The 22,679-nt window shown below is 73.3% G+C and carries 17 protein-coding genes; 7 read left to right on the top strand and 10 right to left on the bottom strand.

What is annotated here, in order from left to right:
- Nucleotides 1-29: 29 nt before the first annotated feature.
- A complete protein-coding gene (ggt, locus tag ACIGXE_RS20675; protein WP_399749664.1) occupies nucleotides 30-1,838 on the bottom strand; it encodes a gamma-glutamyltransferase in 1,809 nt (602 codons plus the stop codon).
- 117 nt (nucleotides 1,839-1,955) lie between these two features.
- Here ggt and ACIGXE_RS20670 point away from each other — a divergent pair, with 117 nt between their 5' ends.
- Nucleotides 1,956-2,702 (top strand): hypothetical protein, encoded by a 747-nt coding sequence (locus ACIGXE_RS20670; RefSeq protein WP_399749360.1) that lies wholly within the window; start codon nucleotides 1,956-1,958, stop codon nucleotides 2,700-2,702.
- Here ACIGXE_RS20670 and ACIGXE_RS20665 read toward each other — a convergent pair.
- Complete coding sequence (locus ACIGXE_RS20665) at nucleotides 2,665-3,930, bottom strand: cytochrome P450 (RefSeq protein WP_399749358.1); 1,266 nt, start codon at nucleotides 3,928-3,930, stop codon at nucleotides 2,665-2,667. The two genes, ACIGXE_RS20670 and ACIGXE_RS20665, sit on opposite strands and share 38 nt — an antisense overlap.
- 193 nt (nucleotides 3,931-4,123) lie before the next feature.
- On the opposite strand from ACIGXE_RS20665, the gene ACIGXE_RS20660 reads away from it, so the two are divergent.
- Together ACIGXE_RS20660 and ACIGXE_RS20655 are read left to right on the top strand one after the other, a co-directional pair.
- On the top strand, nucleotides 4,124-5,383 hold the full coding sequence (locus ACIGXE_RS20660) for a pentapeptide repeat-containing protein (protein ID WP_399749356.1): 1,260 nt from the start codon (nucleotides 4,124-4,126) through the stop codon (nucleotides 5,381-5,383).
- Nucleotides 5,384-5,618: 235 nt separating this feature from the next.
- A complete protein-coding gene (locus tag ACIGXE_RS20655; protein ID WP_399749354.1) occupies nucleotides 5,619-7,169 on the top strand; it encodes an alpha/beta fold hydrolase in 1,551 nt (516 codons plus the stop codon).
- A 13-nt stretch (nucleotides 7,170-7,182) separates the two neighbouring features.
- Here ACIGXE_RS20655 and ACIGXE_RS20650 read toward each other — a convergent pair whose 3' ends face one another.
- The 4 genes from ACIGXE_RS20650 to ACIGXE_RS20635 all read right to left on the bottom strand — a co-directional run bounded on the left by ACIGXE_RS20650 (nucleotide 7,183) and on the right by ACIGXE_RS20635 (nucleotide 10,556).
- Complete coding sequence (locus ACIGXE_RS20650; RefSeq protein WP_399749352.1) at nucleotides 7,183-7,620, bottom strand: DUF6278 family protein; 438 nt, start codon at nucleotides 7,618-7,620, stop codon at nucleotides 7,183-7,185.
- A gap of 192 nt (nucleotides 7,621-7,812) precedes the next feature.
- On the bottom strand, nucleotides 7,813-8,592 hold the full coding sequence (locus tag ACIGXE_RS20645; protein WP_399749350.1) for an exodeoxyribonuclease III: 780 nt from the start codon (nucleotides 8,590-8,592) through the stop codon (nucleotides 7,813-7,815).
- 56 nt (nucleotides 8,593-8,648) lie between these two features.
- A complete protein-coding gene (locus tag ACIGXE_RS20640; RefSeq protein WP_399749348.1) occupies nucleotides 8,649-9,281 on the bottom strand; it encodes an MBL fold metallo-hydrolase in 633 nt (210 codons plus the stop codon).
- Between the two features lie 9 nt (nucleotides 9,282-9,290).
- On the bottom strand, nucleotides 9,291-10,556 hold the full coding sequence (locus tag ACIGXE_RS20635) for an alpha/beta fold hydrolase (RefSeq protein WP_399749346.1): 1,266 nt from the start codon (nucleotides 10,554-10,556) through the stop codon (nucleotides 9,291-9,293).
- Nucleotides 10,557-10,934: 378 nt separating this feature from the next.
- On the opposite strand from ACIGXE_RS20635, the gene ACIGXE_RS20630 reads away from it, so the two are divergent.
- Entirely contained in the window at nucleotides 10,935-13,322 is a 2,388-nt protein-coding gene (locus ACIGXE_RS20630; RefSeq protein ID WP_399749344.1) for a SpoIIE family protein phosphatase, read from the top strand.
- Between the two features lie 59 nt (nucleotides 13,323-13,381).
- Here the strand turns inward: ACIGXE_RS20630 and ACIGXE_RS20625 are convergent, their stop codons facing one another.
- The 3 genes from ACIGXE_RS20625 to ACIGXE_RS20615 all read right to left on the bottom strand — a co-directional run bounded on the left by ACIGXE_RS20625 (nucleotide 13,382) and on the right by ACIGXE_RS20615 (nucleotide 17,554).
- Nucleotides 13,382-15,133 carry a SpoIIE family protein phosphatase gene (locus ACIGXE_RS20625; protein WP_399749342.1) on the bottom strand — a complete coding sequence of 584 codons (1,752 nt, stop codon included), beginning with the start codon at nucleotides 15,131-15,133 and terminating at the stop codon, nucleotides 13,382-13,384.
- Nucleotides 15,134-15,372: 239 nt separating this feature from the next.
- Complete coding sequence (locus ACIGXE_RS20620; RefSeq protein WP_399749341.1) at nucleotides 15,373-16,071, bottom strand: transcriptional regulator; 699 nt, start codon at nucleotides 16,069-16,071, stop codon at nucleotides 15,373-15,375.
- 58 nt (nucleotides 16,072-16,129) lie between these two features.
- The gene (locus ACIGXE_RS20615) at nucleotides 16,130-17,554 is read right to left on the bottom strand and encodes a nucleobase:cation symporter-2 family protein (protein WP_399749339.1); all 1,425 of its coding nucleotides are present in this window, start codon (nucleotides 17,552-17,554) and stop codon (nucleotides 16,130-16,132) included.
- Nucleotides 17,555-18,071: 517 nt separating this feature from the next.
- Between ACIGXE_RS20615 and ACIGXE_RS20610 the strand changes: the two genes are divergently transcribed.
- The 3 genes from ACIGXE_RS20610 to ACIGXE_RS20600 are packed head-to-tail and all read left to right on the top strand — an operon-like array spanning nucleotide 18,072 to nucleotide 21,591.
- The gene (locus ACIGXE_RS20610) at nucleotides 18,072-19,472 is read left to right on the top strand and encodes a uracil-xanthine permease family protein (RefSeq protein WP_399749337.1); all 1,401 of its coding nucleotides are present in this window, start codon (nucleotides 18,072-18,074) and stop codon (nucleotides 19,470-19,472) included.
- Nucleotides 19,469-20,884, top strand: a complete 1,416-nt coding sequence (locus ACIGXE_RS20605) for an amidohydrolase family protein (protein WP_399749335.1) — start codon at nucleotides 19,469-19,471, stop codon at nucleotides 20,882-20,884. Before ACIGXE_RS20610 ends, ACIGXE_RS20605 begins: the two co-directional genes overlap by 4 nt.
- Nucleotides 20,881-21,591: a sulfite exporter TauE/SafE family protein gene (locus ACIGXE_RS20600; RefSeq protein ID WP_399749333.1), complete on the top strand. Its 711-nt coding sequence runs from the start codon at nucleotides 20,881-20,883 to the stop codon at nucleotides 21,589-21,591. The genes ACIGXE_RS20605 and ACIGXE_RS20600 overlap by 4 nt, the downstream gene beginning before the upstream one ends.
- Here ACIGXE_RS20600 and ACIGXE_RS20595 read toward each other — a convergent pair.
- A complete protein-coding gene (locus ACIGXE_RS20595) occupies nucleotides 21,575-22,618 on the bottom strand; it encodes a substrate-binding domain-containing protein (RefSeq protein WP_399749330.1) in 1,044 nt (347 codons plus the stop codon). The two genes, ACIGXE_RS20600 and ACIGXE_RS20595, sit on opposite strands and share 17 nt — an antisense overlap.
- Nucleotides 22,619-22,679 lie beyond the last annotated feature (61 nt).

The raw sequence follows: 22,679 nt of genomic DNA, 5'->3' as shown, positions 1-22,679 counted from the left end.
AGGCGCCTCCGTGTTCGGTCCCGGGCCGTTCAGTCGCCGTCCGGCCGTACCACCATCGCCGAGCCGCCGCCCCTGCGCACCGTCTCGGCGGCGGCCAGCCAGCGTCCGTCGGGCAGGCGCTGGACGCCGGTGGCCGCGCCGATCTCCGGGTTCTGCCGGAAGCGGTGCCCGATCGCCTCCAGCTCGGCCCGCAGCGGGCTGTTCCACAGGGCCGGTTCGAGTTCCGTGGTCGCCTGGTTGCGCTGGCTCGCGCGGGGCGCGGCGATCGCGTCGACGAGCGGCAGCCCGCGGTCCACGACTCCGGTGAGGGTCTGCAGGACCGTGGTGATGATGGTGGCGCCGCCCGGGGAGCCGAGCGCGAGCACCGGTCGGCCGGTCCTGTCGAGCACGATCGTCGGGGAGATCGAGGAGCGCGGGCGCTTGCCGGGGCCGGGCAGGTTGGGGTCGTGCACGGCCGGGTTGGCCGGGGCGAAGGAGAAGTCGGTCAGCTCGTTGTTGAGCAGGAAGCCGCGTCCGGGCACGGTGATGCCGCTGCCGCCGGTGGACTCGATGGTCAGGGTGTAGGCGACGACGTTGCCCCACTTGTCGGCGACGGTGAGGTGGGTGGTGTTCTCGCCCTCGTACGTGGTCGGGGCGGCGGTGCCGCCGGTCGCGCAGGGCTTCGGGTCGCGCGGGTCACCCGGTGCGAGGGGGCTGGTCAGGGCGGCGTCGTCGCGGATCAGGCAGGCCCGGGAGTCGGCGTACCGCTGGGAGAGCAGGCCGCGGGTGGGCACGTCCTCGAAGGCCGGGTCGCCGACCCAGCGGCCGCGGTCGGCGAAGGCGATCCGGCCGGCCTCGATGAAGCGGTGCAGATAGCGGGCCTGGGAGGCGTGGGCGAGGTCGGTGCCCTCCAGGATGTTGAGGGCCTCGCCGACGCTGGTTCCGCCGGAGGAGGACGGGGCCATGGAGTAGACGTCCAGGCCGCGGTACGAGACCTTCGTGGGCCGGCGCCGGATCGTCTCGTACCCGGCGAGGTCGTCCTCGGTCAGGTCGCCGGACCGGACCACCCGGGTGGCGCCCTCGCGCACCGGCGGGTGCTGGACGGTGTTGACGATGTCGCGGGCGAGCGGTCCCTTGTAGAGCGCGCCGACGCCCTGCCGGCCCAGCTGTTCGTAGGTACGGGCCAGGTCGGGGTTCTTGAAGGTCGAGCCGACCACGGGCAGCTGCCCGCCGGGCAGGAAGAGGGCGGCGGAGGCCGGGAAGTCGCGGAAGCGGGCCTCGTTGCCCGCCGTCTGGGCGCGGAAGGTGGCGTCGACGGTGAAGCCGTCGCGGGCCAGGCGCTCGGCCGGCTGGAGGAGCTTGCCGAGCGGCTTGCTGCCCCAGGCGTCGAGGGCGGTCTCCCAGGTGGCGGGGGTGCCGGGGGTGCCGACGCCGCGGCCGCTGGTCATGCCCTCCTCGAAGGGGATGGGCTTGCCGTTCTCGACGAAGAGGTTCGCGTCGGCGGAGCCGGGCGCGGTCTCGCGGCCGTCGATCGTGTGGACGGTACGGGTCTTCGCGTCGTAGTAGACGAAGTAGCCGCCTCCGCCGATGCCGGCCGAGTACGGCTCGGTGACGCCGAGGGCGGCGGCCACGGCGACGGCGGCGTCGACGGCGTTGCCGCCCTTGCGCAGCACCTCGACGCCGGCGGCGGAGGCGTCCGCGTCGACGCTGGCGACGGCGCCGCCCCAGCCGGTGGCGACGGGCACCTTCGCGGGAGCGGGATGGGGCGGCGCGGCGGTCGGCGGCGCGGCGGCGCCCACCGAGAGCACCGTCGCGGCGACGGCCACGAGCGAGCCGTAACGGACGGCGGAACGCCGCAACTGAGACTGCATCACTACCTCCAGTCGACGACCGTCCGCGCAGCGTAACTTCTGCCCCCGGCTCCCGTCAGGACCGCCTCTCGAACGGTCGACCGATGCCCAGTAACATGCGCGCCCATGAACGAAGACGTGCGCAACGTCGTCCTGGGCGTGCTCGCCACCGGAGTCAGCGGCTCCCTCGGCTGGCTGACCCGCACGTACCTGTGGCGTCGGAAACTCCGCAGGAAGCAGGCCTTCTTCGGACTTCCGCCCCACTCCGAGTGCCTGCTCGTGGTCCACCGGGAGGCCGGCAGCGACAGTGCGGTGCACCGCTACGACGTGTCGGCGCTGCTCGAACTCTCCGCGCTCGTGAAGGACTGCGGGGCGCACGCCCGGATCGTCCAGCACGATCTGGCCCATCAGGGCTTCGGCGACCGCACGGAGTTCTGCGTGGGCGGGCCCGGGGCGAATCGCCGGATGAGCGCGCACCTGGGCAGTCTGCTGCCGGGGCTGCGGATGAGCGTGGCGCGCGAGCCGGTCGAGGAGCGGGGCGCGATACGGATCGGCGACGACGTGTACCGGATGGAGCCGGGGGTCGCCGAGTACGTGCTGCTGGCGCGGCTGACGGCGGGCGAGGGCGGGCGCCCCGTCTTCCTCTTCTGCGGACAGCGGGCCATCAACAACCAGGCGGCGACCCGCTATCTGGCCCGGCACCACGAGCGGCTGGCCCGCCGCTACCGGGGCGGCTCCTTCGTCCTCCTCCTGAAGGTGGTCAACTCGCAGGCGTACGGCCCCGATGTGGTCGAGCTGGTGGCGGACGTGACGCGGCAGGCACGGACGGCACCGGTCAGTTCCTCCAACGAGCCTGCACTGGAAGCGACTTGACGCCGTTGATGAAGTTGGAGACCAGCCGCCTGGGCTGACCGGCGAGCTCCAGGTCCGCGGTGGCCGCGCGCGTCTCCTCGTACAGGATCCGGAGCTGGAGCCGGGCGAAGTGGGCGCCGAGGCAGACGTGGGGGCCGTCGCCGAAGGAGACGTGCGGGTTGGGGCCGCGGGCGAGGTCGATCCGGTGCGGCTCGGCGAAGACCCGCTCGTCGTGGTTGGCGGAGGCGTGGAAGACGACGACCTTGTCCCCGGCGGCGATCGGCACGCCGGCCAGTTCGGTGTCCCGGGCGGCGGTGCGCCGGAAGGACAGCACGGGCGGGTGGACGCGCAGGAGTTCGTCGACGGCCGTGTCCGTGCCGACCTCGCCGCGCCACAGCCGGGCGCGCTCCTCGGGGTGTCCGGCGAGCGCGAGCAGTCCGCCGGGGGCGGCGCTGCGGACGGTGTCGTTGCCGGCGACGGTGAGCAGGAAGAAGAACATCTCCAGTTCCGCGTCCTGGAGTTCGGACTGCGCGAGGACGGTCATGACGTCGTCGGCGGGGTGCGCGCGCTTGTGGGCGGCGAGCTTCTGCGCGTAGTCGAACATCTCGGCGAGCATCGCGGGTGAGCGCGGGTTGACCGGCTTTCCGCCGGCGTCGAGCACGGGCGGCTCGTCCGGGTCCTGGTAGGCGATGACCCGCTCGGTCCAGGTGTGCAGCAGGCCGCGGTCGCTCGCGGGCACGCCGAGCAGGTCGGTGAGATTGAGCAGCGCGTAGTCGTCGGTGACGGCCCGCACCAGGTCCACCTCGTCGTTCCCCGACACCCTTGCGAAGGCGAGGAGTTCACGTGCCCTGTGGCGTGCGGTCGCGGCGAACCGCTCGGTCCTCCGGGGCGTGAAGGCGCGGCTGACCAGCCGCCGCAGCCGGCCGTGGTCGGGCGGATCCTGGTTGAGCATCATGCGCCGGATGAACGGCAGGTCGGCGGGGTCGGGGTCGCGGATCTGGGTGGCGCCGAGGTGCGAGGAGAATCCGGCGGCGTCCTTGAGTACCCGTACGACGTCGGCGTGCCGCGTCACGGCCCAGAACCCGGGCCCGGCGGGCCACCCGAGAACCTCGTACTCCTCCTGGCGGGCCACCGGGTGACGGTCGCGCAGCGCACGGAAGCGGTCGTGCGGGATCCCGGCGGCGTAGATCCGCGGGTCGAAGACGTCGGGGACGTCCGTGACGTCTGCCGTGTCGCTCGTGTTCCCCACCGGCCCTCCCTCGGCGTGAAGACGCCACCAGCATGCCAGCTCCCCGCCGCTCGGGGGGCCGGAGTTCCTTCCCGGCTTCGCCCGCCGAGCGCCGGTCGCCCACTGCGACGCGTGCCGCGCCGGCTTCCCTCGATAGAGGGAGCCGCGGTGTGGCGGTCCTCGCCGGATCGTCCTGCCGTGGGCCAATGGCGGGATGACCCGGACCCGCCGCTTCGGCCGCCTCCGCCGGGCGGCGGCCCGTCGTCGGCCGGCGGCGCGGCGGCCCGAGGCCGCCTCCCCTCGGCTGACCCTGCTCCTGCTCAGCCTGCCGGGCCTGGCGGCGGTGGCCGCACTGCTGTTCACCTGGCTGCAGGTGGGTCAGGCGGGCCAGGAGCTGCGGATCTCCGAGCAAGGCCAGATCACGACGCGTTTCAACGCGGCCATCGCCAATCTCGGCTCGGGTTCCACGGATGTCCGGCTCGGCGGGATCTACGCGCTGGGGCGCATCATGAAGGACTCCGCGGCCGACCAGCCGGCGGTCGTCTCGGTGCTGGCCGCGTACGTCCGGCGGCACGCTCCGCTGCCGGCCACGGCCGCCACTCCCCTGCCGGACGTCAGTGCCGCCATGAACGTGCTCGTCCGACGCCGCCCCGAGCGGGACTCGGGCCTGGAGATCGATCTGAGCCGGACGGCCCTGCCCAACTGGAAGCCGACGTACGCGAGCGAGGCCCGGGACATCCACCTACGGAATGCGGTTCTGGCCGAGGCCGACCTGAGCGGCGCGGACCTGGCCAAGGCGGACCTGGTCGCCGCGCGTTTCGACGGCGCGACGCTCACGGGGGCCGGGCTGTCGGGTGCGACCCTCACCGACGCCCGGTTCGACGGGGCGAAGATCACGAAGGCCTCGTTCTCGGGCGCCGACCTCACCGGGGCCTCCTTCGCCGGCGCGGACCTCGCCGGTGCCTCGTTCATCGACGCGATCCTCCGGAAGGTCAACCTCATCGCGACCGACCTCAGCGGCACGGACCTCTCCCTGGCCGATCTCCGTCAGGCCGTCATCTGCGCCGAGGGCGACTCCTGCCCCAAGACCGAGGGCATGAACGTCGCGGGCGCGGACCTGGCCGAGGCCGCCCTGGCGGGGCTGGACCTGCGCAAGGCCGTCTTCTGCGACCGGGAAACGATGATCATCGGCTCCCAGGGGGGCGCGCCGCACCCCGCTCCCGCGGCCACGCAGCCGGACACGATCGGGTGCGCCTCCCTGCGGAGCACGAACCTCGTGCGGACGAACCTCTCCGGGGTCGACCTCGGCGGCGCCGACCTGCGGGGCGCCTGGCTGTTCGAGGCGAACCTGTCGCACACGAACCTGAAGGGGGCCGATCTGACGGGGGCGCACCTCATGGGCGCCCGGCTCGACGGGGCCGACCTCACCGGAGCCAAGGGCCTCCCGGACGACCTGACCGGCCGTTCCCCGTAGCCGGGGGCGGGTGGCCCCGGCCCGGCGCGGTGGGCGAACCGGCCGGCCGTCGGCTCACGCCACTGCGGGGGGCCCGCTGCGGGGCCCCCGCGGCCGGCCCCCGCGGTGAAGGCGGTATTCCGCCAATCGTTACCCACGCGTAACTTACCGACCAGTTACCCCCGGTAAGCCGTCGACGTTACCGTCGGGTCACTTCACTGCCCCCCCATCAGTGACACCCAGTGAGGAGTGACCCGTGCGCACAGCCCTGGCCTATGCCGTCTCGGCCGCCCTGGTCGCCGGGGCGGCCCTCGGGCTCGCCCCCGCCGCCCACGCCGAGACCTCCGGATCCGTCCGCTTCGTCGACATCGCCGGGGACGGCGGCACCGTCCTCAAGGCCAACGTCGTCACCCCCGCCGGCGCCGACGGCACCACCCGGTTCCCGGTGATCGTGCTCCCCACCAGCTGGGCCGTGCCCCAGATCGAGTACCTCGCCCAGGCCCGGCAACTCGCCGACTCCGGTTACGTCGTGGTGAGTTACAACTCCCGCGGCTTCTGGCAGTCCGGCGGCGAGATCGAGACCGCCGGCCCCAAGGACATCGCCGACGCGTCCCTGGTCATCGACTGGGCCCTCGCGAACACCCCGGCCGACCCCGCGAAGGTCGGCATGGCCGGGGTCTCGTACGGCGCCGGGATCAGCCTCCTCACGGCCGCGCACGACAAGCGCGTCAAGGCCGTCGCCGCGCTCAGCGGCTGGGCCGACCTCATCGAGTCCATCTACAGCGGCCGCACCCAGCACCTCCAGGCCGCCGCCCTGCTCGGCGGCGCGGGCTACCTCACCGGCCGCCCCGGCCCCGAACTCCAGCAGGTCCTGGGCGACTTCCTCTCCTCCGACCTGGACAAGGAGGACGAGATGATCGCCTGGGGGCGCAAGCGCTCCGCCGCCACCTACCTCGACGCGATCAACGCCAACCACCCGGCGATCATGCTCGGCAACGCCTGGGGCGACACCATCTTCCCGCCCAACCAGTTCGCGAGCTTCTACGAGAAGCTCAGCGGCCCCAAGCGCCTGGAGTTCCGGCCCGGCGACCACGCCACCGCCGAGGCCACCGGCCTGCTCGGACTGCCCAACGACACCTGGACCCACGCCCACCGCTGGTTCGACCACCACCTCAAGGGCGTCGACAACGGCGTCGACCGGGAGCAGCCGGTCCAGCTCAAGCCGCGCTCCGACGCCGGCTACGAGGGCTACCCGGACTGGAAGTCGGTCAACGCCAACCGGCGCACGTTCCCGCTCACCGGCTCCGAACACCTCTGGGCCAACGTCGACTCGGGCGCCGACGGCGGCGTCGTGATGCTGTCCAACCTCCTGGACCAGTTCTTCCAGGCGCCGCCCGTCGCCTCGATCCCGCTGCTCCCCCGCGCCTTCGCGGGCGTCTGGCAGTCCGAGCGCTACGCCACCCCCCAGCAGGTGCGCGGCACGGCACGCCTGCACACCACGGTCACGCCGACCGCGGAGAGCGGCACCTTCGTCGCGTACCTCTACGACGTCGGCCCGCTGGGCATCGGCAAGCTGATCAGCAACGCGCCGTACACCTTCCACGACAGGACCCCGGGGAAGGCGTTCCCGGTCGATCTGGAGCTGTTCTCGACGGCGTACGACGTGCCGGCCGGCCACCGGCTCGCCCTGGTGGTCGACACCGTCGACCCGCTGTACATCGAGCACAACCCGGCCGGCGCGCAGCTGACCTTCTCCTCCCCCGCGGCCGACCCGAGTTACGTGTCGGTCCCGCTGCGGGCGGAGTGATCACCGGCCGCGATCAGAACTCGGCCGACTCGGCGTAGATCTGGGAGAGCTCGGGGGCTCCGGTGGCGGCCCAGTCGAGGCCCGCCGCGACCACGTCGATCTCACGCCCGGAGGTGAGCCGGACCACCGGCTGGCCGTCCGGGCGGAGCCGCCAGCCGGCCCCCGGGACGGTCCGCACGAGGACCGTGCCCAGGTACAGCCCCGCGTCGTTGCCGACCCAGGGCAGCTCCTCGGGGTCGTCCCGCCATCGCGGCGGGAGTTGGTCGAGCGCCGTGAGCGAGCGGGGCGTGTCGTCGAGCCTCACCCCGGCCTCCTGGGCGCGGGCGCGCAGCAGCTCGCACTCGGCGAGCAGCTCGGCCGCCCCCTCCGGGTCCCGGTCGAAGGCCGAGACCAGGGGCGACCGTTGGGCTTCGTGTCGCTTGCGCCAGTTGTCCAGGAAGGGGATGTTCATCCGACCAGCGTCGCATCCCGCCCTCAGCGGCACCACCCGGCACGCGGAGATCGTCACGATGCCCGGCGCGGGTGCCCCCCGGGGACGTCCCCGACGTCGGGCCTCGTGGTGCCTCTCGGACGTCGAGCCTCGTGGGACGTCTCGGACGTCGAACCTCAGGAACGTCTCGGACGTCGAACCTCGTGGGACGTCTCAGACGTCGAGGTCGACGACGACCGGGGCGTGGTCGGAAGCGCCCTTGCCCTTGCGCTCCTCGCGGTCGACGTAGCTGTCCTTGACGGCGTCCGCGAAGGACTTGTTGCCGTACACCAGGTCGATGCGCATGCCCTTGTTCTTGGGGAAGCACAGCTGGCGGTAGTCCCAGTACGTGAAGGGGTGGGCGTACTTCAGCGGGCGGGGCACCACATCGCTCAGGCCGGCCTCGCGCAGCCCGGCGAGGGCGGCCCGCTCCGGCTCGGTGACATGGGTCGCGCCCTCGAAGAGGGAGATGTCCCAGACGTCCTCGTCGGTCGGCGCGATGTTGAAGTCGCCGAGCACGGCGAAGGGGCGCTCGCCCGCGGCGTCGTCGGCGACGGCGGCCTTCAGCGCCTCCAGCCAGCGCAGCTTGTACGCGTAGTGCTCGTGGATCACCTCGCGCCCGTTCGGCACGTACACCGACCAGACGCGGACCGGGCCGCAGGTCGCGGAGATGGCCCGCGGCTCGTCCACGCCCTCGTAGCCGGGGCCGCCGGGCAGGCCGGTGACGACGTCCTCCAGGCCGACCCGGGAGACTAGGGCGACCCCGTTCCACCGGCCGGTGGCGTGGACCACCGACTCGTACCCCAGCTCGCGCAGCTCCTCGGTGGGGAACTGCTCGGCCGTGCACTTGGTCTCCTGGATGCACAGCACGTCGGTGCCGCTGCTCTCCAGCCAGGCCAGGAGGCGGGGCAGCCGGGCGGTGATCGAATTGACGTTCCAGGTGGCGATGCGCATGACCGCAAGCCTAACGGCGGGGTGTGACAGGCGGCGGTCTCCGGCACCTGGGCCGGTCAGAGCTCCGTCGAGTCGCCCGGGGTGAGCCGCCGGTGGTCGGTGCCGCCGAGGGCGCCGATCTGGCGGTCGTAGATGGGCCGGGCCAGGTCGGTGAGCAGGGCGTCGTGGATGTCGTACGCGCGGACCGGCCCGACCTCCCGCACGTAGTCGATGACCTCGGAGATCTTGTTCCACGGGGCCATGACCGGCAGGAACAGGGTCTCCACAGGCCGGTCGGGCACGGTCAGCGCGTCGCCGGGGTGGAAGACGGAGCCGTCGATCAGGAAGCCGACGTTGGTGATCCGCGGGATGTCCGGGTGGATCACCGCGTGCAGCTCGCCGTGCACCTGGACGTCGAACCCGGCCGCGGTGAAGGCGTCGCCGTCGCCGACGGTGTGGATCCGGCCGGGGAACGCCGCCGACAGCTGCTCGGCGACGCTCCGCAGCGTCCACACCTCGACGGCCGGGTCCGCGTCCAGGGCGGCCCGCAGCCGCCCCTCGTCGAAGTGGTCGGGGTGCTCGTGGGTGACGAGGAGGACGTCGGCGCCGAGTGCGGCGTCCTCCTCGGTGAACATCCCCGGATCGATGACGAGCGACCGGCCGTCCTTCTCCAGGCGGACGCAGGCGTGGGTGTTCTTCGTCAGCTTCACGGGCGCAGCCTACGCCTGGGGGGTGGTGTCCTCCTTGATCACCCGGCTGACCACGCGCAGCGCGCTCTCGGCGGCGGGGAGCCCGCAGTAGACGGCGGTCTGGAGGAGGATCTCGCGGAGCTCGTCCGGGGTCAGGCCGTTGCGCAGGGCGGCCCGGGTGTGGTCGGCGAGGGCGTCGTGGTGACCGCCGGAGATCAGCGCGGCGAGGGTGACCGCGCTGCGGGTGCGGCGGTCGAGACCGTCACGGCTCCACACCTCGCCCCAGGCGAAGCGGGTGACGAGCTCCTGGAAGCCGGTGCCGAACTCGTCGGCGAGGGCCTCGTCGACCTGGGCGTCGCCGAGGACCTCCCGGCGCAGCTTCAGCCCGCTCTCGTACGGGTCCGGGCGCGGCTCCTCCTGCTCGTCCGCGGGAGCCGCCGGGGCGATCTCGGCGACCGGGACGACGGGCGCCGACACCGGCGGCATCGGCGGCACGGTCAGGGCGCCCGAGGGCTCGTGGGCGAGCGGCGCGAAGTGTCCGCCGAGCAGCTCGGTGACGGCGGCGGGCTGCTCGACGGGCGCGAGGTGGGAGGCGCTGGGGACCACGGCGAGCCGGGCGTCGGCGATGCCGGCGACGAGGGTGCGCGCCTCGGCGGGGCCGGTGATCGCGTCCTCGGAGCCGACCAGGACGAGGGCCGGCACGCCGATCCGGTCGAGCGCCTCGCGGACGTCGAAGACGGCGAGCGCCTCGCAGGCGGCGATGTAGCAGCCGGGGTCGGTGGTGCGGACCATCTGCACGGCCCAGTCGACGATGGCGGGCTGGGCGGCGGCGAAGGTGGGCGTGAACCACTGCTCGGGGGCGGTGCGGGCCATGGGTTCGAGGCCGTTGGTGCGCACGATCACGCCGCGCCGGCGGAACTCGTCGGCGCTGCCGAAGCGGGGCGAGGTGGCGACGAGGGCGAGCGAGGCGACCCGGTGCGGGGCGCGCAGCGCGAGGTCGAGGCCGATGGCTCCGCCGAAGGCGCAGCCCGCGTAGCCGAAGCGCTGGACGCCGAGCTCGTCGAGGGTGGCGAGCAGCCGGTCGCCGAGCTCGGCGACGGAGGAGGCGGGGTGGGCGGGGGCGCCGCCGTGGCCGGGCAGGTCGAAGCGGACGACCCGCCAGGTACGGGTGAGCTCGGGTATCTGGCGGTCCCACATGTGCCAGGTGGTGCCCAGTGACGGTCCCAGGACCAGGACCGGAGCGTCTTCCCGCCCGTCAACGCGGTATTGCAGGGTGTTCGTCGATGTCTCACTCACGCCCTGCACCGTCTCACATCCCGTGACGGGCCATATGGACGGGTGACGGCCTGAGCCGTCCGTCCCTCCGCTGCCGGCTGCCGGGCGGTGGGCGAGCGCCGGGCCCGGGGGCGCCTCTACCGGCTGGCGGGCGGGGGGCGAGCGCCGGGCCCGGGGGCGCCCCTACCAGCTGCGGGGGGGGGTGGGCGACCGCCGGGCCCGGGGGTCGCCCACCGCCGGCTGCCGGCGGTGGCCGGCCGCCGGGCCCGGGGGCCGCGAGCCGGCGGCCCGCACCCTGCGTCGCGGGCTGCCTCGCCTCCCCGCCCGAGGAGCACCGTCACGCCGGCCCACCGCTCGGGCACCCTGCGGGCGGGACGTCCGGGCAGGATGATGGGACGTATGGACCGGATGCCTTTCACCGCCGGCGCCGGGGCGGGAGAGGCGGACGAAGGCGGGTTTCTCGGCCCGCCCCCGACTGCCCTCGCCCTGCTCGACGCGGACGGAGTGCTCGTGGGGTGGAGTCGCGAGGCCGAGGACCTCCTGGGATTCCCGGCTTCGCAGGTGCTGGGACGCCGGGCGGTGGAGCTGGTCGCGTCCCCTCCCACCGATAGCGAGGGATCGCGGGAGTCCGGGCCGGACGAGCGGCTGAGGCTCAGCGGGACACGCGGTTCCGTCGTCGACGTACGTCATCGCTCCGGCGAGACCGTGCGCATCGCGGTGACCCTGCACCGCCTGACCCCAGCGACCGACGGATCCCCCTCCGCCCTGCTCATGGCAGCCGAGCTGGAGGCGCTTCGCTGGTGGGAGACCCGCCAGGCGATGCTGCGGGGGCTCGTCGCCCAGTCCCCGGTGACCTTGACCATCTACGGCCCCGACACACGCCTCCTGTGGGCGAACGCGGCCAGCATCCGGGAGCTCGGCGGCGACCTCACCGGACTGGTGGGCCGCACCATGGCCGAGCTCTTTCCCGGTGACGTCCTGTCAAGCCGGCATCTGGGGCCGCCGGAGGAGCTCGTCCGGCAGATCCTCGAGACCGGTGAACCGATCATCGACCTGCGGTTCCGGGGACGCGTCCCGGGCGGCAGCCGTGAACATGTCTGGTCCTCGTCCTACTTCCGGCTCGTGGACGGCCGGGGAGAGGCCGTGGGCGTGTGCGAGCAGTCCATAGACGTCACCGACCACTACCGGGCGCAGCAGCGTCTGGCCCTCCTGGCGGAGGCCGGCGCCCGGATCGGGGCGACCCTCGATCCGGCCCGTACGGCAGCGGAGCTCGCCAAGATCGCCGTGCCGCGGTACGCCGACGCCGTGGTCGTCGACGTAGCGGCGGAAGCCCTGGAGGGCGAGGAGCTCGGACCCGTCCCGCCACGGGACCTCGTACGGGTGGCGGACTCCGGCGCGAACCCGTCCCGCGCGGGAGAACGGGTCACGTACGCCTCCTCGTCACCGCAGGCCGACAGCCTCGCGGGGGGCCGGTCGACGACGGAAGCGGGTGTCACGCCGACCCGGCTGTACGTCCCTCTGCGCGTGCGGGAGACGTCTCTGGGGCTGGTCACCTTCGTACGTGCCGACACCTCCGAGCCCTTCGACGAGGGGGATCGGGCCGTGGCCGAGGAGCTGGTGTCGCGCACCGCCGTATGCATCGACAACGCCCGGCGTTACCGGCGCGAGCGCACCGCCGCGGTCACGCTCAAGCGCAGTCTGCTGCCCCGGTCGGTCCCGGAGCAGAGCGCGGTCGAGGCGGCGAGCCGATACCTCCCGGCCGACAGCCACCTCGGCGCGGGCGGGGACTGGTTCGACGTCATTCCGCTCTCCGGCGCACGCGTCGGGCTTGCCGTCGGCGACGTCGTCGGGCACGGCCTGGGCGCCGCCGCGGCCATGGGGCGACTGCGGGCGATGCTGCGGACCCTGGCCGAGCTGGACCTCGCGCCCGACGAACTCCTGGCACGGCTGAGCGACCAGGTCGACAAGGAGGCGTCGGACCAGGACGGGCACGGCTCGGACGGCAGCGGCATGACCGGAGCGACGTGCGTCTACGGGATCTACGACCCCACCTCCCGAACGAGCACCTGGGCGCTGGCGGGGCACCTGCCGCCGGCTGTCGTGGAACCGCACGGAGGGGTCTCCTTCCTCCGGCTGCCTCCAGGGGCTCCCCTGGGGGTGGGTCGGCTTCCGTTCGAGAGCGCGGAGGTGGACCTGGCGGAAGGAAGCCTGGTCGCTCTGTTCACCGACGGCCTCGTGGAGGCCCGCGGGCAGGGCCTCGACGCGGGACTGGACCGGTTGACGGCTGTCCTCGGTGAGGCGCGGGAATCGCCGCCCGACCTCGTCTGCGCCCGCGTCGTCGCGGAGCTGTCCCCGGGCAGGGTGCACGACGACGCGACCCTCCTGGTGGTCCGTACCCGTGCGCTCGGGGCACATGAGGTGGCCGCCTGGGAACTGCCGCCGGACCCCGCCCTGGTCGCCCGGGCGCGGTCGATGGCCGCGGAACAGCTTGCCCGGTGGGGACTGGACGAGCTGACCTTCACCACCGAGCTGGTGGTCAGCGAACTGGTCACCAACGCCATCCGGTACGCCTCCGGACCGATCGGCCTGCGGTTGATCCGGGACCGGTCCCTCCTCTGCGAGGTCTCCGACTCGCAGCACACCTCACCGCACGCCCGCTTCGCGGGCAGCGACGAGGAGGGCGGACGCGGACTGTTCATGGTCGCCCAGCTCAGCGAGCACTGGGGGACGCGCTACACGCCCGCCGGAAAGACGATCTGGGCGGAACAGGCCCTGCCCGCCCTCTGACGCCGGCGCGCGCCCGGCGCCGTTCCCTCGCGGGCCGCACATCGCCGAAACCGGAGGTGCTACCTCGCCGGGTCGCCCCCGGCGTCTCCCTCCTCCCCGGGCGGAGCGGAAGCGGGAACGTCGGCTCCCGCCGGACGGGGCGGCCTGCCGAAGGGTACGCGCACGGCCAGGAGGGCGACGTCGTCGTCGTTGTCCGACGGGCGGACGTCCTCGATGAGCCGCTCGCAGACGACGCCGAGGCTGTGGTGGGCCAGCGCCGCCGCGTGGCGGCGGAGTCGGGCGAGGCCGGGCTCTATGCCGTCGGCGCGGGACTCGACGAGTCCGTCGGTGTAGAGGAGCAGGGTCGAGCCGGGTGGCAGGTGGACGGAGTCCCGGCCCCGGTCGACCTGCGTCCCGGTGCCGAGGAGCACGCTGCGCGGGGTGCGCAGGTATGCGGCGCGGCCGTCGTGGGTGATCAGCAGCGGCGGCGGGTGGCCGGCGTTGGTCCACTCCCAGGTCCAGCCGGTCTCCGGGGCGAAGGTGAGGCGGCCCAGGACGAGGGTGGCGGTGGACAGGTCGGTGGTGCGGGCCATCACCTGGTCGAGCTGACCGACCGCGCTGGGCGGGTGCGGCTCGGACCAGGCCAGGGCGCGGAGCATGTTGCGCAGCTGCGCCATGCGGGCGGCCGCCTCCAGGTCGTGGCCGGCGACGTCGCCGATGACCAGGCCGGTGGAGTCGTCCGGGAGCGTGAAGGCGTCGTACCAGTCGCCGCCGACCTGGGAGGCGTCGGGAGCGGGCAGGTAGCTCGCGTGCAGTTCGGCCCCCGGCACGTCGGGCAGCCGGGGCAGCAGGTGACGCTGCATCGTCTCGGAGATCCGGCGCTGGCGCTGGTAGAGGCGCGAGTTGGAGATCGCCAGGCCGGCGCGCCGGGTGATGTCCTCCAGCAGCGACAGGTCGGGGGTGGTGAACGGCACCGGGTTGTCGCCGCGTCCGAGCGTGAGGGCGCCGAGCACTTCACGCGGGCCGCGGATCGGGGCGATCGCGGCCGAGTGCATGTCGGTGGCGGCGAACAGCTCGTGCTGGACGACGGCGATCCCGGAGTCGGGCTCTCCCTGATAGACCTCGGGCCCGGCCAGGGACGCCCCGCTGCCGCGCAGGGCTCTGGACAGCGGCAGCGGCGACCGCGCCGTGACGGCGGGGATCGGGCCCTCCAGCTCCGGGTGCCGGGTGAGCCGGCCGCCCCGGTACTCGACCACGTGGGTACGGCGGATGTCACCGCTGTCGGCTATCAGGTCCACGACCATCCAGTCGGCCAGCCGGGGCAGCACCAGGTGCGCCAGCCGCTCGACCGTCTCCTGCTCGTTCATCGTCGAGGTCAGCGAGGTGGTGGTCTCGGCGAGCAGGGCGAGCCGGTCGAGTTCCGGCAGCGTGCCGTCGACGGTCGCCGGCACGTCGACCTGCCCGGGGTGGAAGAGCACCAGGGTGCCCGGGCCGGTCTCGGCGGGGTGCGGGGTGACGGTCCACCGGACCGGCAGGAGAAGGCCGTCGCCGCGCAGGAAGCACACGTCCGCGCCGCTGGACGCGGTGCGGGACAGGACCGCGTCCATGATCGGGCACAGCGCCCGGGGCCCCGTGTGTCCGTCGGCGTCGCGGTGCAGCAGCTCGTGGTGGTCGTGGCCGAGCGCGGCCTCACGGGTGAGGCCCAGCAGCGTCAGGCCGCGGTCGTTGACCGAGACGATCCGCCCGGTCTCGTCCACCACGTAGCCGCCGAGCTCGCCGACGGCGGGGGCCGTGCCGGGCAGCATGATCGGCGCCGAGTCCTGCCGTTGCATGCGGTTGCACCCTTCGCGCGTGAGGTGGAACAGGTCGGCAAGCCGTCTCAGTAGATCACGCGGCTCCGCGCCCGGAAGCCGCACCGCCCGTCGGAGTCGGACCCTGCGACCCACCACCTACCCAGCCGGACCACATGCTCACCAACGGGTTCCAGGGCGAAAGGACGCGAGCTCCGGCCATGTCCCGCAGACATGCCCGGAGCTCGGCGAACGACGGCTGCCGGTGCCCTCGCTCCCCTCTACCGGCCGGAGTCGTCGCCCAGGAGGTGGAGGAAGCGGTCCGACAGGCCCTGCAGCCATGCGGCTCGTTCCGTGGCGATCTCCTTCAACCGGGTGTCGTCGCTGCGGGCGACGAGATGGCCCATGTAGCGCTCGTTGAAGCGGGCGTACTCCTGGTGCAGGGTGCGCAGCGCCTGGGCCACCGCACGGTCGCGGGCGCCCACGAGGCGGGCGAGCTGGGCGGTGTACTGCTTCCAGCGGCCTTCGACGGCCTCGCGGAGGAGGCCGTCGAGCTCGCCGGCCCGGCCGATGAGGCGCAGCAGTTCCTCCGGTTCGAGGCCCAGGGCGTCCGCGAGGACCAGGGTCTGCCGGTCGGTTCCGTTCCAGCGGTGGTCGTTCTCGGCTCGGGCGTAGGCGGCCAGGTCCATGCCGACGCGCCGGGCCAGGCGCTCGGCGGTGAACTGCCGGGCCAGTCGGTGCTCCCGCAGCGACCTCGGCGTCAGGTCCATGAGGACCGGCACCGGGCACCACAACGCGTCCGCCAGCGCGAAGAGTTCCTCCTCCGAGGGCGTCACCACCCCCGCCTCCCAGCATCTGAGGGTCTCCGTCGAACGGTGCACCCCCAATTGCGCCATGGCGGCGACGACGTGTTCGGGGGGCAGGCCGATGCGTTCACGGGCGGCTCGGGCCTGGGCGGGAGAGAACGGGGGGTGGGACACGTGCGGATCACCTCGGTGGTGCCTTCACGGGCGGCGGGCTCCGGGAAGCGGGGACGGGTCAGCGGGCCGTGGCGGTCTGGGGACCCGTTCCGTCGTCGTGCACCGCCAGTCCGTCCCAGTCGATGGCCTCCCGCCTGCGCCGGCTCTCCAGCACGTGGAAGAACAGGTTCAGCAGCACCGCCGTCAGCGTGCCGAGGGTGATCCCGCTGCCGAGGACGGCCCGCACCTCGGTGGGCATGCGCTCGAAGAAGGGCGCGACGGCGGTCGGGAGCATGGCGGCACCGAGGCTGACGGCGAGGATGATCGCGTTGCGTTCCTCCCGCAGGTCGACCTTGGCGAGGATCTGGATGCCGACGGTGGCGACCATGCCGAACATGGCGACGGCCGCCGCGCCGAGCACCGGGTGGGGAACGGAGGCGACCACGGCACCGGCCTTCGGCACCAGGCCGATGCCGATCATGAAGACACCGGCCGCGACCACGACGAAGCGGCTGGTGACACGGGAGATGCGGACCAGGCCGATGTTCTCCGCGAAGGCCACGTACGGGAAGGAGTTGAGCATCCCGCCGAGGACGGTGGCGATGCCGTCGGCGCGCAGCGCGCGGCTGACCGTGTCGCCGTCGACGTGCCGGCCGGTGATCTCGCCCATGGCGTACACGTCACCCGTCGTCTCCACCATGGTGATGAGCATGACGACGACCATCGCCAGCATGGGGAGGAGCGAGAAGTGCGGCAGACCGTAGTGGAAGGGGGTGCTGACGCCCAGCCAGTCGGCCTGGTCGACCGCCCCGAACTCCGCGTCGCCGAGCAGCCAGGCGGCGCCGGTGCCGCCCACGAGTCCGAGCAGGACCGCGATGCTGCGCAGGAACGGTCCGCCGAACCGCATCACGAGCAGGATGAACAGGAGGGTGCCGCCCGCGTAGGCGAGGTGGACGGGTTCGCCGTAGCCGGGGGTGCCCATGAGCGCCGCACCGCCGCCCACGTCCTGGAGCGCCACCGGGATGAGGTCCACGCCGATGACGGTGAGGAGGGTGCCCGTGACGATCGGCGGGAAGTAGGCGGTCAGCCGCCCGGCGAAGGGGGCGAAGAGGAAGGCGGCGACTCCGCCGGTGATGACGGCGCCGTAGACCACCAGCAGCCCGGCGGTGCCGCCGCCCGCGCCCTGGCCGATGGCGATCATCGGTGAGACGGCCGTGAAGGTCGCGCCCTGGACCAGCGGCAGGCGGGCGCCGATCCGCCAGAAGCCCCACGCCTGGATCACGGTGGCGATTCCGGCCGTGACCAGGTCGGCGTTGATGAGGTAGACGAGCTCCTGCCGTGACAGGCCGAGGCTGCTGCCCAGGATCACCGGTACGAGGACCGCGCCGGCGTAGAACGCCAGGACGTGCTGGAATCCGTAGAGCGCGAGGGTGGGGAGCGGGAGGACCTCGTCCACCGGGTGCACGGTGGTGAGGGGTCGCCGGCGCGAGGACAGTGGTGCCATCTCTGCCTTGCCTTGAGGGTAGGTGAATGAGAGGGAGCGCGACGCGGGGACGCCGGCGGGGCCGGGGGCTTCGGGTCGCGTGGAGAGCCTCGGGGGATCGTCCGGGTGACCGCGCGGATCGGGCGGTTCTCCGGGGGCGGCACGGGATTGCCGATGCGCTGCCGGGCGTCCGGACATGGAGGCGTGACAAGCCGGGGCTGACAGCCCGGGCCGGAACAGATCCTTCCGGACAAGCAGGGGATCACGCAAGCCTTGCGATCGCACTTCTTGAAGCAAAACCCCTTGGTAACTTACGAATCCATGGCGGGACAGACCCGACACTACGGATTTCATTGCGCTTTCTGAGGGCGCGTCAGGCCGCGCCACTCGACCGGCACGGACGACGCAGACCCTTGACGGCCGCCGGGCCGCCTCACATACTGTCGGCCAAATCGATTTGGCCACTCTCCTCGGCTCCCCGTCCAGGGCCGGGTCGCGGCTGAACCAGTACGTGTCGAACGCCGATCGGAGCTCGAACGTGTCCAGTCCCCGCCCCACGCTTCCCGGTACGGATCAGCCACCGGCGCCGGAAGCCGCCCAGCCCTCCCCCGTCCACCCCGTCGACGAGCGCCGCCCCGCGGGCCGCATCCTCCTCTTCGGGATCCAGCACGTCCTCGTCATGGCCGCCACACCGATCTCGGCCGTCTTCCTGATGAGCGCCTCCCTCGGCCTCGGCAACGACCTGACGGTCAAACTGCTGTCCGCGGCCTTCGTCCTGTCCGGAGTCGGATCCCTGATCCAGTCGCTCGGCCCGTGGAAGTTCGGCCCGCGGCTGCCGTTCGTGATGCTCCCCGGCGGCGCCCCGCTCATCCTCTTCCTCTCCATCGCCGACCAGCACGGCCTGCGCACCGCCGCCGGCGCGGTGATCCTCACCGCGGCCTTCACGTTCCTCGTACTGCCGCTCTTCTCCCGGCTGCTGGCCTTCTTCCCGGCCCTCGTCATCGGCACGATGATCGTCATCGTCGGCGTCAACCTGGTGAAGGTCGGCGCGGTCCTGGTGACCGGGCGCCCCGGCACCCCCGGCTTCGCCGACCCGGGGAACCTCGCGCTCGGCATGGCGACGATCGGCTTCACCGTCGTCTTCTACCTGCTGTTCAGCGGTGTCCTCCGGCAGCTCGCCGTCATGCTCGGGCTGCTCGCCGGGACCGCGCTGGCGGCCGTCCTCGGCCGTCTCGACCTCGGCCACGCCGTCGAGGGCGATCTCGTCAGCCTGCCCCAGGCGATGCCCTTCGGATCCCCCCAGTTCAACCTGCTCGCCGCCCTTCCGCTGATGCTCTACAGCCTCGCCTCGATGGCCGAGGCCACCGGCCAGACCGTCGTCAACGCCGAGGCCGTCGGCAAGGAGATCGACCGGCGCACCGCAGTCCCGGCGACGGTCCGCGGCGACGCGCTGACCTCTCTCCTCGGCGGATTCCTCGGACTCCCGCTGATGGTCACCAGCGGCGAGAACATCGGCATCGTCCGGGTCACCGGCGTGCGCAGCCGCTACGTCACCGCCGCGGCCGGCGTGGTGCTCGTCGTCATCGGCTTCCTCGCCCCGGTGACGCGCGCGATCAGCGTCGTCCCGTCCGCGGTCATCGGAGGCACCGCCATGGTCGTCTTCGCCGTCATCACCGTGCTCGGGATCCAGATGCTCGGGCGCTCCGACCTCGACAGCCACACCCACACGTTCGTCTGCGCCGTCGCCCTCGCGCTCGGACTCCTGCCCATCCTCGTGCCGGGCGTGTACGCGGGCTTCCCGGCGAACCTGCGCATCCTCCTCGAAAGCGGCGTCGCGGTCGGGGCGTTCACCGCCGCCGTCCTCAACGTCCTCTTCCACCACCTGCGGCCGGGCATCGTCGCCCGCCTGGCCACCAGCCGTACGGAAAGTCACCGATGAACCAGCTCACCCGCGAACTGCTCGACGCCCCCGGCCCCTTGCTGCTCGTACCGGACGCGGTCCTGTTGCCGGAAGGGCCCGCCGACGGGTACGCCGTCGTCGTCGCCGACGGCACGTTCCACGCCGTGGGGCCCGAGGACGAGGTCGTCCGCGCCCATCCGCACCTGGAGGCCGTGCGGCTGCCGGGCCACCTGCTGATGCCGGGCTTCGTCGACGCCCACCACCACCTCACCCAGAGCTTCGGCTCCGCCCTCGCCTTCGGGGAGCCCTCGGAGATCTTCCGGCGGGTCTGGGTGCCGCTGGAGGGCGCGCTGGACGAGGAAGGCGCCTACACAGCGGCCAAGTTGGCGGCGCTGGAGGCGCTGCGCGGCGGCTTCACCACCGTCACCGACGCGGGCACCCGGGCCGACGTGGACGTCGACGTCGTCGCCTCCGCGGCGCGTGACGCGGGCATCCGCTGTGTCCTCGGCCTCGTCTGCAACGACGCCGACGCCGGACCCACCGACGGCACCGCCGAAGCCGCCGACCCCGCCGTTCTCGCCCGGGCGGAGCGGCACCTCGGCCGGTACGACGGCGACCCGCTCGTCCACGCCTCCCTCGCCGTCTCCATCCCCGAGGCGGCGCGGTCCGCGACCCTGCGGCGCGTCGCCGGACTCGCCGCGGAGGCGGGGGCCACGCTGCAGATCCATGTCAACGAGCACCTGGCGAGCGTCGAACGCTCCCTGCTGCGGCACGGCCTGCGCCCGCTCGAACACCTCCACCGCATCGGCGCGTTGGGGCCCCATCTGCTCGCCGCGCACGCCACCCTGCTCACCCCGCGCGAGCTGACCCTGCTCGCCGACACCGGAACCGCCGTCAGCTACAACCCGGTGGCCAGTGCCTGGAAGGGCAACGCCGTCGCGCCCGCCCTGGCCATGGCCGAGCGCGGCATCCGCTTCGGCCTCGGCACCGACGGCACCCGGGGCGACGGCTTCCGCCTGACCGAGGCGGCCGAATTCGCCCAGCGGATCAGCTACGGTCTCGCCGCCGGCGACTCCTCGTGCGGAGCCGGCTGGACCTGGCTGGAGCACGCCACCCGCGGCGGCGCCGACGCCGTCGGCCTGCGGGCCCGTACCGGCGTCGTCGCCGAGGGTCTGGCGGCCGACTTCCTCCTGGTCGACCTCACCAACCCGGAACTCGCGCTCTCCTGGGACATGCCCTGGGAGCTGGTGCGCCGCGGCAACCGGGACCAGATCACCGCCGTCTTCGTCGGCGGTCTGATGCGCATGTGGCGCGGCCTGCCCACCAGCTGGGACGGCCCCGCGCTCGTCCGGCGGGCGGCCGAACTGGCCCGGGCCTCCGTGGCCCGCGCGCCCATCAGCCGCGCCCATCCCACCTCCACGGCGGCCCGGGAACGGAGCCTCGCACCATGAGCACCGCGACACTGGTCGCCCTCGCCCTCACCGTGGCCGTCGCCGCGTTCGTGCAGGGCAGCAGCGGCCTCGGCTTCGCCCTGATCGTGGCGCCCGTGGCCGGGATCCTGTCCCCCGGCCTGCTGCCCGGCTTCGTGCTGGCGGCGATGATCCCGCTGAACCTGTACGTCGCCTGGCGCGAGCGGGCCTCGCTCGATCTGCGCGGGGCCGGCTGGATCACCGCCGCGCGGCTCGCCGCCACCCCCGGCGGGCTGGCGCTGCTCTGGCTGATCCCGGACCGCAGCCTGGGCCTCTTCGTGGGCGTCGCCACCGTCCTGGCGGCGGTCGTGAGTCTCGCCGCGCCCGCGTTCGCGCCCGGCCGGGTCGCCTACCTCGGCGCGGGCGCGGTCACGGGGCTGACGGAGACGGCCACCGGCGTCGGCGGGCCGCCACTCGCCCTGGTGTACCAGCACCGGCCGCCGGCCGAGCTGCGCTCCACCGTCGCCGTCTGCTTCCTCGTCGGCGAACTCGCCTCACTGGCCCTGCTGTTCGCGACCGGCGAGGGACATCCCGCGGACCTGGGCTGGGCGCTGGCCCTGCTGCCGGCGATCGCCGTGGGCGCCTGGGCGAGCCGGCTGGTGCGGCACCGGATGAACGCGTCGCGGATGCGTCTGTTCGTGCTGGGGTTCGCGCTCGTCTCCGGGCTCGTCCTCATGCTCGGGCCGTGACGCGCGACGAGGACGCCCGCGGGATCACCCGAGGCTCGGGCGACGTGACCACCGTGCCGGTGGTCACGTCGCCGCGCAGCCGTCCGAGCAGCAGCTCGACCGCGTCGGACGCCGCCCGGTCCAGATGCAGGTCGACGGCCGTGAGCGGCGGCTCGCAGGTACGGGCCCGCAGGCCGTCGTACCGGGTCACGACCATGACGTCGTCGGGGACGGCACGCCCGCTGTCCTTGATCGCCCGGACCGCCCCCACGGCGAAGGCGTCCACCAGCGCGCAGACGGCGTCCACACCGGGGTGCCGGGCGAGCAGCTCCGCGCAGGCCGTGTAGCCCGCCTCCTCGCCACCCGCCTCGGGGGCGGTCGCCACGATCGGCGGCCACCCGTACTCCGCCGAGACCCGCTCGTAGGCGGCGCGCGCGTCGACCGCCGCGTGCCGCTCCCCGGACCCGACGATCAGCGCCGGCCGTTCGGCGCCCTGCTCGCGCAGGTGGGCGAGCAGCAGCTCGGCGACCGGTCCGCCGTGCAGGTCGACGTACGGCGCCGCCTCGTCGGGGGACACGGGCCGGCCGAGCGCCACGTACGGCAGCCCGCGCTCCTTCAACTGGGCCGCCGCCACGTCGTTCACGTCCGGTTCCACGACGATGGCCCCGTCGATGTCGACGGAGTGCAGGGCGGAACCGGACCCCACCGGGGGTACGAGCACGAGGGCGTAGCCGTGCAGGAGCGCGCTCTCGGCCGCGGCGGCCGCGATCTCCATGTAGAAACCGAGCCGGGACGGCCCCGCGGCCACCGCGAACGGCATGGACGAGGCCAGCGCGATGGCCTTCGCCTCGCCGCGCCGCAGCCGCTGGGCCCGCAGGTTGGGCCGGTAGCCCAGCTCGGTGGCGACCTGCTTGATGCGCTCCCGGGTCCGGGGGTCGACCTTGCCGAGTCCGTTGAGGGCGTGCGACACCGTGGTGCGCGAGACCCCGGCGACCCGGGCGACGTCGGCGATCGTCGGCGGTCTGGAGCCGGCCCCGGCAGTGGGCATCTCCGTATGCTCCTCACCAGCTCGGCAACAGATGACGCCCCCATCTTCGCGGATCTCCGCC

The sequence above is a fragment of the Streptomyces sp. NPDC053431 genome, assembly GCF_044544925.1.
GTDB lineage: Bacteria > Actinomycetota > Actinomycetes > Streptomycetales > Streptomycetaceae > Streptomyces.
Note: the sequence above shows the minus strand (reverse complement) of the source record. Positions and strands in the feature narration are given on the sequence as shown.